The organism is Robertmurraya korlensis, assembly GCF_023715225.1.
In the GTDB taxonomy this organism is placed as follows: domain Bacteria; phylum Bacillota; class Bacilli; order Bacillales; family Cytobacillaceae; genus Robertmurraya_A.
Genome location: NZ_JAMBNS010000001.1, coordinates 82,861 through 97,933, shown reverse-complemented (window position 1 = coordinate 97,933; position 15,073 = coordinate 82,861). Strand labels below are relative to the sequence as shown.

The window sequence follows — 15,073 nt, the reverse complement described above, 5'->3', positions numbered from 1 at the left end:
ATCCTCTATGAAGAGAGGATTGCTTTTTTCTTAATCTTCCATTGTAGAAAGATCCCCAGTTGGTAAATCTAACTCCCACGCTTTTAAGACGCGGCGCATTATTTTACCACTTCTTGTTTTCGGAAGTTTATCTCGGAATTCAATTTCACGAGGCGCTGCATGAGCCGCTAACCCCTTTTTCACAAATTGACGGATATCCTCCTTTAACTCTTCTGTTACTTCGTATCCATCTCTTAAGGCAACAAATGCCTTAATGATTTCTCCTCTTACTGGATCTGGCTTCCCAATAACACCTGCTTCAGCAACTGCTGGATGTTCCACGAGTTTGCTTTCCACTTCGAATGGTCCAACACGTTCACCTGATGTCATAATGACATCGTCAATTCTTCCTTGGAACCAGAAATAACCATCTTCATCCATATATGCAGAGTCACCGGACACATACCAACCCCCCGGCATAAAATATGACTCGTATTTCTGCTCATTTTTCCAAATGGTATGCATCATGGATGGCCAGCCTTTTTGAATGGCTAAGTTGCCCATTCTATATGGAGGCAGTTCATTTCCTTGGTCATCAACGATTGCTGCTTTTACCCCTGGAATTGGTTTTCCCATTGAACCTGGCTTGATTTCCATACAAGGGTAATTACAAATTAATTGAGCACCCGTCTCTGTCATCCACCATGTATCATGAATTCTAAGCTGGAATACCTTCATTCCCCAACGAACAACCTCTGGGTTTAATGGCTCACCCACACTTAAAATATGCCTTAAACTACTTAAGTCAAAGCGTTTTACCACTTCATCCCCCGCACCCATCAGCATTCTAAAGGCGGTTGGAGCACTATACCAAACACTAACGCCGTATTCTTCAATCATTTTGTACCATGTTTCTGGATTGAAGCGGCCACCTACAACGACATTAGATGTTCCGGTTAGCCATGGACCAAAGATTCCATAGGAAGTACCAGTTACCCAACCTGGATCCGCTGTACACCAATACACATCGTCATCCTTTAGGTCTAATACCCACTTTGCCGTTTGATAGTGTTGAATCATTGCATTATGTACATGCAGGACCCCTTTTGGTTTTCCTGTTGACCCTGATGTATAGTGGAGAATGAGTCCGTCTCTTCGGTCTACCCATTCAATGTCTAGCTTGCTGCTTGACTCTTGGAATCTCTTTTTAAAATCAATAAACTTACCTTCTTCTTGAATATTCTCTCCCACCAAGAAAATTGTTTTTAAAGCAGGAAGTTCATCTACTGGGACTCTCTCAAGAAGTTCTGGTGTTGTCACAAGAACCTTTGCTTCACTGTCTTCCAAACGATCTCGAACCGCACCTTCCATAAATGCTTCAAATAATGGACCGACAATCGCTCCTAGTTTGATTGCTCCTAAAACAGCAAAATACAATTCTGGTGATCTCGGCATAAAAATGAAGACACGGTCCCCTTTTTCCACATCTCCAAATGATTTTAATGCATTACCAGCTTTGTTCGAGAATTGCTTCATTTCTTTAAACGTGTACTTTTCATTACGATCTGAATCTCGGTAGTAAAGAGCTACCTTGTTTTTACGGTAGGATTCTGCATGTCGGTCAATCGCTTCATACGCAAGGTTTACTCGACCTGTTTCAGACCACGAAAATTCTTTCTCCACTTCTTGCCAGTCGAATTGCTTGTACATTTGATCATAGTTTCCTAGATTAAATACCCCATTGACTACAGATAGCGCTTCCACTTTCATCTAACCGTATCCCCCTTTGTTCATGCTTACTGTTATTATATAACAGCAAAATCTTTTTCTCAATTTTTAAAATATTTGTTTAGGAAAATATTTATGTCACAAAATCTTTTTAAATTTAACAGAAAATTTAGTGAAAGCGCTTAAATTTAGTGATTTTCATGTATAATATTGATTACAAAAGGTACGATTTTCATTGGGTGGTGTATAGATGGAACATATTAAAATATATAATGCAAAAAAATTAAAAACGCCCCATGGGGATTTGATTATTGAAGGTCCTATTTCTCCTGAAGCCTTATCTGGTTATGAGTTTCATCATGACTTAGTTGCTTTTCGCCCCCCAGCGCAACAGCATCAAGCACTAATTGAAATCGCTGCCCTGCCAGAAGGAAGGATTATTGTAGCGAGGGACCGTCATACGATTGTTGGTTATGTTACCTATTTATATCCAGATCCTCTCGAGCGTTGGTCTGAAGGAAATATGGAAGACCTAATTGAGTTAGGTGCGATTGAAGTTATTCCTAAATACCGAGGCTGTAGTGTAGGGAAAAACTTACTTATCGTCTCCATGATGGATGATGCAATGGAGGATTTCATTACTATTACAACCGAATACTACTGGCACTGGGATTTGAAAGGTACTGGCTTGAATGTGTGGGAGTATCGCAAAATCATGGAAAAAATGATGAATGCCGGCGGTTTAGAATATTTTGCAACTGATGACCCTGAAATTAGCTCTCATCCAGCAAACTGCCTCATGGCTAAGATCGGTAAACGTGTTCCCAATGAGTCGATTGAGAAATTTGATCGATTAAGATTCATGAATCGTTTTATGTACTAGCTCTTTGCTATTTTCAAGAGAGTGATGTATTCATAGAAGGGGAGAAAATAGTATGATAGTCGAAGAGATTATGAAATCTGACGTCTCAACTTTAACCTCTGACAGCACGATAGCAGACGCCATTCAAATGATGAAAACGAAACGAATTAGACATCTTCCAGTAATAGATAAAAGCAATCAGATCCTCGGATTAGTGACAGACCGTGATATTAAGGATGCAACGCCTTCCATTTTTTATTCATCAGAACACAGGGATGTACTTCAAAAACCAGTAAAAGAAATTATGAGAACCAATATAATTACTGGGCACCCTTTAGATTTTGTAGAAGAAATTTCAGCGGTTTTTTATGAACACCATATAAGCTGTGTCCCTATCGTAAAAGATCAAAAACTTGTCGGGATCGTAACTGAAACAGATCTGTTACATACGTTGGTTCAATTAACTGGAGCCCATCAGCCTGGTTCTCAAATAGAAGTAAAAGTACCTAATCGAGCTGGAATGCTTTGTGAAGTTACTGCAGTAATTAGTAAGCGAAAAGCCAATTTACTTAGCGTGCTGGTCTATCCAGACAAAAAGGATGAAAACTATAAAATTCTTGTATTGAGAGTACAAACGATGAATCCGGTTACTCTCATTACCGAATTAAAACAAGCAGGATATACGGTCCTATGGCCCAATCTGCCAGGGATTACGACATGATTCATGATTCTGTTTTTATCTTTTCTGAAGAACAACTAAAATACAAATTTCATTCCAATCATCCTTTTAATCAGCTTCGCCTAAAAATCACGTTAGATCTATTAAAAAAACTGAATGCTCTATCTGATCATCAAATAATTCAACCTAGGAAAGCTAGCGATGAAGAATTACAGCTTATTCATGATCCTAGTTTTATTAATGCGGTAAAACTTGCTAGTCTCGGCCAACTCTCTAGCGAAAAAGCAGAAAATTATGGCCTTGGAACAGATGATACTCCCATTTTTCCCGATATGCATGATGCAAGTTCCTGGCTGGTTGGTGGAACATTGACCGCTGTTGACTATGTTATGTCAGGGAAAGCCAAACATGCACTGAATCTTGGTGGTGGATTACATCACGGTTTTAAAGGAAAGGCTTCTGGCTTTTGTGTTTATAATGATAGTTCCGTAGCTATCAAGTATCTTCAAGAAAAATACCATGCAAGAGTTCTTTATGTGGACACCGATGCTCACCATGGTGATGGGGTACAATGGACCTTTTATGATGACCCGGATGTTTGTACATTGTCGATACATGAAACAGGGAGATATTTATTTCCTGGTACCGGGAATGTGAATGAAAGAGGTCAGGGTAAAGGCTATGGGTTTTCCTTCAACATCCCTGTTGATGCCTTTACGGAAGATGAATCGTGGCTTGAAGCGTATACCACCTCATTAACAGAAGTGGCTGCTTTTTTCAAACCAGATGTGATCGTAACCCAGAATGGCGCTGATTCTCATTATTTGGACCCTTTAACCCATTTATCAGCTACTATGAACATTTATCGTGAAATCCCTAAACTTGCCCATCGTATAGCTCATCAGTATTGTGAAGGGAGATGGATTGCTGTTGGTGGTGGGGGGTATGATATTTGGAGAGTTGTTCCTAGAGCTTGGGGCTTACTCTGGCTTGAAATGACCAATAACTTAGAACTTTTAAAGCATCCATTACCTACAGAATGGATTCAAGCATGGCAATCAAAAGCCTCTGTCCCACTACCAAAAAAATGGGAGGACCCAAGCGATTTATATCCACCCATTCCTCGGAAAGCTGAAATTACTGAAAAAAATGCACAAACAGTCGAAAAAGCATTATATCCAATTCGTAACAATAAAAAGAGTATAGAAAAAGGCTGAAACGATTACTCAGCCTTTTTCTTATTTATCAGCTATTTCATTTGCATTGTATTTTGGATCAGAGATGACAATCTCAACCCTACGATTTTTTTGCCAATTTTCCTCACTGTTGTTTGGAACAATCGGCCTTGTCTCACCGTATCCAACAGCAATAAACCGGGTTGAATCAAGCTGAAAGTTTTCAATTAAATATCTGATGACTGACCCAGCTCTTGCTGCAGAAAGTTCCCAATTGGATGGATAACGATCAGTTGTAATTGGTCGATTATCAGTATGTCCTTCAACCTTCACAAGATTTGGCATCTCTCCAAGCAACGCTCCTACTTTGTCGAGAAAGGCATTTGATTCATTTAGAATCTCTGCTTCTCCTGATTGAAACAAAGCTTGTTCTTGAAGTACTAATACAACGCCACGTTCTGTTCGATTGGCAATGATAACGTTGTTTAATCCGTTATCATCTAAATAGGATTGAACCTCTTCCAAAAGATTATCTAAACTTTGAGCAGAGTCATTATTCTCTTCTAGATCCGACTCACCCTCTCCTTCGAGCGGTACAATAGACGGATAAAAATCTAAGAATTGCTTATCTCTCATCGAGTCAGCCAGTGCTTGGAACTTAATCAGATCGATTTGCGACATAGAAAATAAAAGAATAAAAAAGACTAGTACAAGTGTTATTAAATCAGAAAAAGTTACCATCCAACGTGGTGCCCCTTTATGGTGCTGCCGATGTTTTTTAGTAATTTTCATCATCTAAAGCCTCGCTATTTAACTCTTTTTCCTTGGCTTCACGTTCTTCTTCAGACAAAAATGCACTTAGCTTCTCTTGAAGAAGATTTGGATTTTGTCCTGATTGAACACCGATAACCCCTTCAACAATAACCTGTTTTATAAAAGCTTCTTTTTCTGTCTTCAACTCTAGTTTTGCTGCTATAGGAATAAATACAAGGTTCGCAAGCAAGGATCCATATAATGTTGTTAATAAAGCGATTGCCATATTAGGTCCAAGGGTAGATGGATCATTTAAATTTTTGAGCATGAGAACAAGCCCTATTAATGTCCCGATCATCCCCCAAGCTGGAGCATAATCACCAGCCTTTTCGAGAATCGCCCTTCCCTTTCTATGCCGTTCTTCCATCGCTGAAATTTCAGCTAATAGAATATCTTGAATAACATCTGGATCGGTTCCATCAATAGCTAATAACATCCCTTTTCGTAAAAAACGATCTTCTACTTGATCAATCTCCATTTCAAGTGAAAGGAGACCTTCTCTTCTCGCTTTGCCCGATAAATGGACAAAGGTATCAATCAAATCTTGAAGCTTTCTTTCGTCAGAAGAAAAAGACTGTCTCATAACTTTGATCATCTGCTTTATATCTTTTAAAGAAAAGCTGACAAGCAAGCCTGAAAGTAGTCCTCCTATAACAATAAGCAATGATGCAGGGTCAACAAATGATAATAGTCCGCTTATTCCCCCGTTGTATACAATTCCAAATAACAGCATAATTACACCTATCGATAATCCGATAGGTGTTAGAACATCAAGCTTTTTCATAGTTTCTCTCCCAACTATCATAAACGAATTTGTCCACTACCTTACATATCGACAAAATGTTTACTTTGTTGAGCTTCTAAGCTCAATTCGGTGCGGAAGTACTACTGTATGTTCTGAGACTTTTTCCTTATTCATAAATTTCGTTAGCAAACGCATCGCAACTGCACCGATATCATACAAAGGCTGGATAACCGTTGTTAGTTGTGGTCTTACCATGAGAGAAATTCTTGTATTGTCTGAGCTAATCACTTCGAAGTCATCAGGAACGCTGTACCCTTTATCTTGTGCTCCATGCACAACTCCGACAGCCATTTCATCAGAACCAACATAGATAGCTGTTGGCTTTTCAGGAAGTTCGATTAACTTATCGAATGCTTCAATACCTGAATCGTACGTATAATCTCCCTCTACAACAAGAGCTTCATCAACTGGAATTCCAGCTGCCTCTAATGCCTTTTGGTAGCCTACTAACTTCTTCTCTTTGTTAATTGGTTCATGGAAGGGACCGATTACCATGGCAATTCTTTTATGTCCTTTTTCAATAAAGGTATTTACAGCATCATACGTAGCTTGCTCATAGTCAATATTTACAGAAGGTACTTGTTCAGAATCTTCCAACGAGCCAGCAAGAACAATTGGAGCTGGAGATCTTTTAAATTCTGTCACATGTTCCTCAGAAATATTTCCACCCATAAACACAATTCCATCTACTTGTTTTCCAAGCATAGTGTTCAATAAGTGTAACTCCTTGTCCTTATTTTGGTCTGAGTTACTTAAGATAATGTTGTATTTGTACATCGTTGCAATATCTTCAATACCACGAGCAAGTTCTGCAAAAAACGGATTTGAGATATCTGGGATAATTACCCCAACCGTTGTTGTTTTTTTACTAGCCAATCCTCTTGCTACGGCATTTGGACGATACCCTAATCTTTCAATCACTTCTAAGACTTTCTTTCTTGTAGCTGGTTTTACATTTGGATTACCATTCACAACACGTGACACTGTAGCCATGGAAACATTTGCTTCACGTGCTACATCATAAATTGTTACGTTCACAATACCACTCCTTCTATATACGTCCTAACTTTACGTTTATTTTACTGCAAGTCTGTAATTTTTAACCATTATATAAAAATCGAAACTTGTCTATTTATGTATCATTATCATACTTCACATAGTGAATTGTCGCAATGTAAAGGCTATCTATTTAACAAAAAAAACAATTTTACGTTGGAAAACGCAAAAAAACCGACCATGATAAGCTCTCATAAGTCGGTTTCTTGTGTTATTTCTTATACACGCACTAAGTTAGAAGCTTGAATTTCTTTGTAGAAAGCATTAAATTGATCAATGTTCATTTGTTGAGCCGAATCCGACAAGGCCACTGCAGGATCTGGATGAACTTCTGCCATTACTCCATCTGCACCTACAGCAAGAGCTGCTTTTGCCATTGGAAGAAGAAGATCTCTACGACCAGTTGAGTGTGTAACGTCAACAAGAACAGGTAAATGTGTTTCTTGCTTTAAGATTGGAACCGCTGAAATGTCTAATGTGTTTCTTGTAGCTCTTTCATACGTACGAATACCACGCTCACAAAGAATAATTTGCCCATTCCCTTGAGACATAATGTATTCAGCTGCATTAATAAATTCTTCAATCGTTGCAGCAAGTCCACGCTTTAATAGAACCGGCTTATTTACAGCACCTGCTGCTTTTAGAAGCTCAAAGTTCTGCATATTACGTGCACCAATTTGGATGACATCAATATAGTCAACTGCCTTCTCTATGTCAGCTGGGCTTACGATTTCACTAATTACAGCTAGATCGTACTCGTCAGCTACTCTTTTTAAAATTTTTAATCCTTCTAGACCAAGTCCTTGGAAATCATAAGGTGAAGTTCTAGGCTTGTATGCTCCACCACGCATGAATTTTAATCCTTTTTCTTTAATAGAAGCAGCAACAGCAGCAACCTGCTCATATGACTCAACTGCACATGGTCCGAAAATTAATTGTGGAATACCATGGCCAACTTTTTCTCCCTTTACTTCAACAATTGTATCTTCAGCTTTCTTCTTACGAGACACAAGCAATGCTTTGCTATGATCATCCTTTTGAAGCTCTAATCCAGCCTTAAAGATTTCTTTGAAGATATGTTCAACCGTAGAATTTTGGAAAGGTCCATCGTTGTTTTCTTTAATTATATCAAGCATGCTTCTTTCACGAACTGGATCGTAACGGAATACCCCTTGTGTTTCCTTTACACGTCCAATTTCTTGAACAAGTCTAGCTCTTTCATTAATTAACTTTAAAAGCTCAACATTTAACTCGTCAACACGGTCCCTAAGCTGATCTAACTCAACATTACTCATCATTTCTCGCCCCTTTGAATAGTAGATTTGAAAACAATGCTTTATTACATGCGAAATGACAAGCCTAACAAGGATTGTTCTTTATCCGCTTCATAAAGTGTGTTACATTTCTATATAAGTTAGAGTAATTATATATGAAATATTTTCAAATGTCACGCAATTTTCTTTAATAATTAAACGCTTTTAAGTATTAAAGTAGATTCTTTATTATATGAACCTAAGCTAGAAGGTGTGATTTTATTTGTCAATGAATAATAAATTGTTTGCTTTAGATATAGGAACTCGCTCATGTGTTGGCATCATTCTTGAAGAAACCAATGGTCAATATCATGTGGTTGATATGTTATCAATAGAGCACTCGGAGCGCGCTATGCTAGATGGCCAAATTCATGATGTTATGGCTGTATCAAAGCTTATTACCCAAATTAAAGAGAAACTTGAAATCAAACATGGCCGTCTTCAAAAGGTATGCGTCGCAGCTGCGGGAAGAGCTTTACGAACGGAACGCTCAAAAGTATCACTTCCCATTAACGGCAAACCAATCATGCAGAAACAGGACATTCTTCATCTGGAGCTTTTAGCTGTTCAACATGCTCAAGCTCTAGTTGCAGAAAAATATAAAGAAGAGAAAAGTCATTATTATTATTGTGTCGGATATTCTGTCCTTTATTATCGTTTAGATGGAGAAGAAATCGGTAGCTTAATTGACCAACAAGGAGACGAGGCATCTGTCGAAATCATTGCCACTTTTTTACCGAAAGTTGTAGTTGAATCTTTATTAGCAGCCTTAACACGCTCAGGGTTAGAGATGGAGGCTTTAACACTGGAGCCAATAGCAGCCATTAATGTTCTCATTCCCCCTTCCATGAGGCGATTAAATGTAGCATTGGTGGATATCGGTGCTGGAACGTCTGATATTGCCTTAACCGATATGGGAACAGTTATTGCTTATGGAATGGTTCCTATCGCAGGAGATGAAATTACAGAAGCAATCAGTGATCAATACTTACTGGATTTCCCATTGGCTGAAGAGGCAAAAAGACAATTAAACACCCAAGAGTCCATAACAGTCACTGATATTTTGGGATTTGAGACAGAGGTTTCAAAGTGGGAGGCAATCGAACAAATTTCTTATGCCATTGATCGCCTTGCTGGGTCCATTTGCGATGAGGTTCAACAGCTTAACAATGGAAAATCTCCAAAAGCAGTTATGCTGGTTGGTGGAGGAAGCTTAACACCTGAGCTGGCAAAGAAAATTGCTGAGAAACTTGAGCTTCCTCCAAACCGAGTTGCCATTAGAGGGATCGATGCCATTTCGTCCTTAACTATCTCTGAAAAGATCACAAAGGGACCAGAGCTTGTGACTCCTATTGGTATCGCACTTGCTGCCAAACAATCACCTGTGCAATACATGACGGTTTACGTAAATGAACAACCTGTTAGACTATTCGAAGTAAAAAAATTAACAGTTGGTGATTGTTTGTTAGCTGCAGGAATTAAAATGAATAAGCTATATGGGCGACCTGGACTAGCCATGATCATTACTTTAAATGAAAAAAACATTACGATTCCTGGTCAATATGGTCTTCCTCCGACATTAATGAAAAATGGAGAATGTTGTGCTCTAGATGATCCTATTGAAAACGGGGATGTCCTGTCTGTTGAAAAAGGACAAGATGGAGAACGTACTACATTATCCATTGGCCAGTTACTTGATGAAATTCCAACCAATGAAATAGAGATCAATGGAAAGGTATACCAAATTGAACCTATATTTATATGCAATGGTGAAACGGTAGATAAAAATTATCTACTCAATGATCGAGATGCCATTCTATTTCAATTTCCGAGGACACTGGAAGATCTGTTTCATTATTTAAATCTGACGAATCTTATAGACGATCTTCGACCATTTCATCTAATCCTCAATGGTAAGAATACATTTTATCCCTCATTATCAGGGAAGCTCTACCGTAATGGAATAGAATCAAGACTTCAAAGTAGCTTTGAAAATCAAGATAAAATCACCGTCCAAATGAGGGGAAATATTACTCTACAGGACCTTGCTGATGCAAATCAATATATACTTAATCAAACGATACCTGTCACATTTAATGATAAAGAAATACTCTTAAAAAGGAGTATCACCGTTGTGAATAGAGGGGATCAAAACTTACATGAGGATAGCATCATCTATAATGGTGACTCCTTAAGTATCACCCATCAACGTATACAGTCCTTTATCTTTCAAGACATTTTTAAAGAGGTGAATATTGACCTTCCAAAAGAAACGAATGGCTCATTCATACTCTTAAAGAATAACGAAGAAACAACATTCTTTGATACTCTTGAACCTTTCGACTCTTTACAAATCATTTTTCCAACTAAAAAAGGAAGCCAGGTTATCACATGATACCTAGCTTCCTTTTTTATCATAATTGATTTTCTTGCGCTACAGTAGCTAATGCTTTGCTTGTAATCTTCCAGTGAGAGGCATGCCAAGCTACGTCCCCTTTTACAAAAAGAATCGCTTGAGGTGACTCATGTTTAATATGAAAGCGTTCTGCGATATAATTTGAAAGCTCTCTAGATGTTTGAACTACTAAGTAATAGCTCTTAACACTTGAGTTACTAGTAAATTCCTCGTATTCCTCATAAGCTGCTTGGCTGATTGGACAAGTATTCGAATGCTTTAGAAGATAAAAACTCTCATTGTCTACAAGAGCATCAAATTGCTCCTTCGTTTGAATTTGTTCCATTCTTACCCCTCCTAATGATATGTATAAGTTTATTTTACACAAATTGTAATAAAAAACGCAGTGTAGATATAATATCATTACACTGCGTTTTTGAACATTTATCTGCTTATTAATGATTTAACTGAGATTCCGTTTCATCAAAAGCTCTTTTGGTTTCCTCGAGCTTTCTTTGAAGCTCCTTATCATCACTTAACACGGGAGAAAAATCATCTTCATACACAACATCTGCTTCCGAGTCATTAACAGGTTTGACTAATTTCACTTTACTCATAATATCAATGGATTGCTTGGAAACAGCTTGTCCAATGCTAGAGGACTTTACTTTAGCAGCCTCTGCTAGATCAGTACTCTTTGTTTTTGCTACATCATAAAGCTGACTAGTCTTCCCTTTTAAATTTTCAGCTTGTGTGTTTAATTCCGTTCTTATTTCTTTTCCTGATTTTGGAGCGAGGAATAGTGCCGTTGCTGCTCCAACTAGCCCACCGATGATCGCACCCATTAAAAATTCCTTCGACCCTGATGTTTCATTTACGTTTTGTCGATTTTCCTTTTCAGTTTCGTGATTCACCATATGATATTCCTCCTCTAATAATAGCCTCTTTCTCTTGCCTTCTCACTAGAACCTTTTTCAACAACTGTCTCTTCTTTTTTCCTATGAGTCCATCGATCCTTCATTTCGAGCAGAACATTGCCCCATTGGATGACTTGACTAACCTTGTCCTTATTTTGCTCAACTGCAAGGTTCACAGAATTTGTGATCGTTTGAAGGGATGAGTTAAACTTTTGAACCGTTACTCCAACATCCTTAACAGAATCAACGACACTTCCTAAGCTTTCTGATTTCTTTTGAATATCTTCCGCTAGGGCATTCGTTTTATGCAACAAGTCCGTAGTTTCCCTAGTGACTCCGTCCAACTGACGCTCTAACCCATTTAATGTTTTTGAAATACTATCTAACGTTACTTGAAGAGACTGTAACGCTTTAGATAGAAAAATGACTAAAATAAGAAAAGCAATTGCCGCAATTCCTGAACTAACATAAAGTATCCACTCCAAATATCCTGCACCTCCATTGACGCTTACATTTTATTACTTACCCTACAAAGTATGCATTAAACGTCAATCGTAATAAATCAATACTTAAATTTTACCATAAACAAAACAAAATTGTTATAAATGCGCCAACTTTCGCCCTTTAGGTTACAATAATAAATGTGTTAAAAGTTTTTTAAAAGGAAGGGAATAAAATGAAAGATTCACGCATTGAGCTTCTAGCAAAAAACCTTATCAATTACTCTGTTAAGCTACAACCTGGTGAAAAGGTGCTAATTGAAAATTTTGGTTTGCAGCGAGAGCTAGTAACAGCATTAGTAAAGGAAGCGTATGCTGCAGGAGGACATCCTTACGTACTCCTTAAAGATCAGCAAGTGGACCGAGCATTGCTTCTAGGTGCACAAGAAGAACAATTTAACTTAATGGCAGATTTTGAAGCGAACGTTATGAGTCAAATGGATGCATACATAGGATTACGTTCAGGCGACAATATCAACGAGCACGCGGATGTTCCCGATGACAAAATGAAAATTCACGGATCAACGATCGGAAAGAAAGTACACCGTGATATCCGTGTTCCTAAAACAAAATGGGTTGTCCTTCGTTATCCAAATTCATCAATGGCGCAACTAGCAAAAATGAGCACAGAAGGCTTTGAAGATTTCTATTTTAATGTTTGTAATTTAGATTATGGCAAAATGGATCAGGCAATGGATGCCCTAGTTAAATTAATGAACAAAACGGACAAAGTAAGAATCACTGGTCCAGGAACTGACCTATCCTTCTCAATTAAAGACATACCTGCCATAAAGTGCTCGGGACAAATGAACATTCCTGATGGAGAAGTGTATACGGCTCCAGTACGTGATTCAGTCAATGGAGTCATCACTTACAATACTCCTTCTCCGTATCAAGGCTTTACATTTGAAAATGTAAAACTAACCTTTAAGGATGGAAAAATTGTTGAGGCAACTGCAAATGATACAGAGCGAATTAATAAAATATTCGATACAGATGAAGGGGCACGCTTTGTCGGAGAATTTGCCATTGGTGTGAATCCTTATATCTTACATCCGATGCAAGATATCTTATTTGATGAAAAGATTGATGGAAGCTTCCATTTTACGCCTGGTCAATGTTATGATGACGCCTTTAATGGAAATCATTCCAACATTCACTGGGACATGGTTAATATTCAACGCAGCGACTACGGCGGTGGAGAAATGTACTTTGACGATGTGTTAGTGAGAAAGGATGGACGCTTCGTAATTAAAGAGCTAGAAGTATTAAACCCCGAGAATTTAAAATAACAAAAAGATGCAGCCATTAAAGCTGCATCTTTTTGTTATAATTGGCGCTCGTAAGCTTCTTGGAACTTTTGAATATCTCCTGCTCCCATGAACAGGATAACGCTGTTTTCGTGTTGCTTTAAAGTTTCTGTATTTTCTTCATTAATCATTTCAGCCGATTCGATCTTATTTCGCAAGTCCTCGATTGATAACTTGCCATGGTTCTCCCTGGCCGAACCAAAAATATCACATAAATATACTTTATCTGCTAATTGAAGACTATTAGCAAATTCCTCTAAAAATGTTTGTGTTCTTGTAAATGTATGAGGTTGGAATACAGCAACAATTTCACGATCTGGATACTTTTGTCTTGCTGCATCAACTGTCGCCTTAATCTCCGTTGGATGATGTGCATAATCATCAATCAACACTTGAGAGCCGACGTGCTTTTCTGTAAATCTTCTCTTAACACCAGTAAAGCTTAAGAGCTGTTCCTTAACCTTGTCAGCTGAGAGCTCCTCATAGTGACAAATGGCAATAACAGCAAGAGCATTTAATACATTGTGATCCCCAAAGGTTGGTACCTGGAATGTATCATAAAAAGTGTTTCTAACAAATACATCAAAGGTCGTTCCTTCAGTAGTTTTTACAACATTTCTCGCCTGGAAGTCATTTTCTTCGCCAAAGCCATAAAAAACTACAGGTACTTTTGCTTGAATCTTTTGAAGTTGCTCATCATCGCCACAAGCAAAAATCCCTTTTTTCACCTGCCATGCCATCTCTTGAAATGCAGAAAATACATCATCAATATTGGCAAAATAATCAGGGTGATCAAAATCAATATTCGTCATGATTGCATAATCTGGAAAATACGAAAGGAAATGCCTTCTATATTCACAAGCTTCAAACACAAAATACTCGGCATTTTCTTCCCCTTTACCCGTACCATCTCCGATTAAAAATGCAGTTGGTTTTGCACCTCTCATGACATGCGAAAGGAGCCCGGTTGTAGATGTCTTCCCATGGGCACCAGTCACAGCAATACTAGTGAAATTTTGCATAAAATCACCTAAAAAACGGTGATATCGAATGACAGGTAAACCTAGTTTCATCGCTTCTTGAATTTCTTCATGATCATCTTTATAGGCATTTCCAGCAATAACTGTTAATCCTGGTACAATATTTTCTTTTTGGAAAGGTAGGATCTTTATTCCTAAATGCTCAAGGGCCGTCTGTGTAAAGAAACGTTTCTCAACATCTGAACCCTGAACCTCAAAATTCATATCATGAAGAATTTGTGCTAGTGCACTCATTCCAGATCCTTTTATACCCACAAAATGGTAAATTGTCATATAAAGAACCTCCAACCATCTTCTAACTGTATCACAGTATATGACATTTTCTTTTATTTGCTCATTTTTGCATGACAACCCTCTTTGCTAGCAAATAGTGAACACGATTTTATCATATTGTGACATTATATCATCTTTTAATTATAAAAACTATGCAACGTTTGGCCATAATACCTTTTCTTTCTATGTCTATTTTACTCCATAGTTTATGAAAAAAAGCCTAAAATA

14 protein-coding genes are annotated in these 15,073 nt (G+C 38.0%); 5 read left to right on the top strand and 9 right to left on the bottom strand.

Features of this window, described 5'->3' with window-relative positions:
• Positions 1–30: 30 nt before the first annotated feature.
• The gene (acsA, locus tag M3175_RS00565) at positions 31–1,749 is read right to left on the bottom strand and encodes an acetate--CoA ligase (protein ID WP_251513495.1); all 1,719 of its coding nucleotides are present in this window, start codon (positions 1,747–1,749) and stop codon (positions 31–33) included.
• Between the two features lie 208 nt (positions 1,750–1,957).
• Here acsA and M3175_RS00560 point away from each other — a divergent pair, with 208 nt between their 5' ends.
• The 3 genes from M3175_RS00560 to M3175_RS00550 are packed head-to-tail and all read left to right on the top strand — an operon-like array spanning position 1,958 to position 4,465.
• Complete coding sequence (locus M3175_RS00560; RefSeq protein WP_251513493.1) at positions 1,958–2,590, top strand: GNAT family N-acetyltransferase; 633 nt, start codon at positions 1,958–1,960, stop codon at positions 2,588–2,590.
• A 52-nt stretch (positions 2,591–2,642) separates the two neighbouring features.
• Positions 2,643–3,290, top strand: a complete 648-nt coding sequence (locus M3175_RS00555; RefSeq protein WP_251513490.1) for an acetoin utilization AcuB family protein — start codon at positions 2,643–2,645, stop codon at positions 3,288–3,290.
• On the top strand, positions 3,287–4,465 hold the full coding sequence (locus M3175_RS00550) for an acetoin utilization protein AcuC (protein WP_251515195.1): 1,179 nt from the start codon (positions 3,287–3,289) through the stop codon (positions 4,463–4,465). Before M3175_RS00555 ends, M3175_RS00550 begins: the two co-directional genes overlap by 4 nt.
• Before the next feature lie 21 nt (positions 4,466–4,486).
• Here M3175_RS00550 and motS read toward each other — a convergent pair whose 3' ends face one another.
• From motS to M3175_RS00530, 4 genes are all read right to left on the bottom strand, one after another.
• Positions 4,487–5,215 carry a flagellar motor protein MotS gene (gene motS, locus M3175_RS00545; protein ID WP_251513487.1) on the bottom strand — a complete coding sequence of 243 codons (729 nt, stop codon included), beginning with the start codon at positions 5,213–5,215 and terminating at the stop codon, positions 4,487–4,489.
• A complete protein-coding gene (gene motP, locus M3175_RS00540) occupies positions 5,202–6,020 on the bottom strand; it encodes a flagellar motor protein MotP (protein ID WP_251513485.1) in 819 nt (272 codons plus the stop codon). Before motP ends, motS begins: the two co-directional genes overlap by 14 nt.
• A 60-nt stretch (positions 6,021–6,080) precedes the next feature.
• A complete protein-coding gene (ccpA, locus tag M3175_RS00535) occupies positions 6,081–7,079 on the bottom strand; it encodes a catabolite control protein A (protein WP_251513482.1) in 999 nt (332 codons plus the stop codon).
• Between the two features lie 236 nt (positions 7,080–7,315).
• On the bottom strand, positions 7,316–8,392 hold the full coding sequence (locus M3175_RS00530) for a bifunctional 3-deoxy-7-phosphoheptulonate synthase/chorismate mutase (protein WP_251513480.1): 1,077 nt from the start codon (positions 8,390–8,392) through the stop codon (positions 7,316–7,318).
• A gap of 247 nt (positions 8,393–8,639) precedes the next feature.
• Between M3175_RS00530 and pilM the strand changes: the two genes are divergently transcribed.
• Positions 8,640–10,805, top strand: coding sequence for a pilus assembly protein PilM (gene pilM / locus M3175_RS00525; RefSeq protein WP_251515193.1), 2,166 nt, complete (start codon positions 8,640–8,642; stop codon positions 10,803–10,805).
• 19 nt (positions 10,806–10,824) lie between these two features.
• On the opposite strand, the gene ytxJ is transcribed toward pilM, so the two are convergent.
• The 3 genes from ytxJ to M3175_RS00510 all read right to left on the bottom strand — a co-directional run bounded on the left by ytxJ (position 10,825) and on the right by M3175_RS00510 (position 12,207).
• Complete coding sequence (ytxJ, locus tag M3175_RS00520; protein WP_251513477.1) at positions 10,825–11,151, bottom strand: bacillithiol system redox-active protein YtxJ; 327 nt, start codon at positions 11,149–11,151, stop codon at positions 10,825–10,827.
• A 109-nt stretch (positions 11,152–11,260) separates the two neighbouring features.
• Positions 11,261–11,722: a YtxH domain-containing protein gene (locus M3175_RS00515; protein WP_251513474.1), complete on the bottom strand. Its 462-nt coding sequence runs from the start codon at positions 11,720–11,722 to the stop codon at positions 11,261–11,263.
• 14 nt (positions 11,723–11,736) lie between these two features.
• Complete coding sequence (locus tag M3175_RS00510) at positions 11,737–12,207, bottom strand: DUF948 domain-containing protein (protein WP_251513460.1); 471 nt, start codon at positions 12,205–12,207, stop codon at positions 11,737–11,739.
• Positions 12,208–12,398: 191 nt separating this feature from the next.
• Here M3175_RS00510 and M3175_RS00505 point away from each other — a divergent pair, with 191 nt between their 5' ends.
• Positions 12,399–13,514, top strand: a complete 1,116-nt coding sequence (locus M3175_RS00505; RefSeq protein ID WP_251513443.1) for an aminopeptidase — start codon at positions 12,399–12,401, stop codon at positions 13,512–13,514.
• Positions 13,515–13,549: 35 nt separating this feature from the next.
• On the opposite strand, the gene murC is transcribed toward M3175_RS00505, so the two are convergent.
• Positions 13,550–14,845, bottom strand: a complete 1,296-nt coding sequence (gene murC, locus M3175_RS00500; RefSeq protein ID WP_251513441.1) for a UDP-N-acetylmuramate--L-alanine ligase — start codon at positions 14,843–14,845, stop codon at positions 13,550–13,552.
• Between the last annotated feature and the right edge of the window lie 228 nt (positions 14,846–15,073).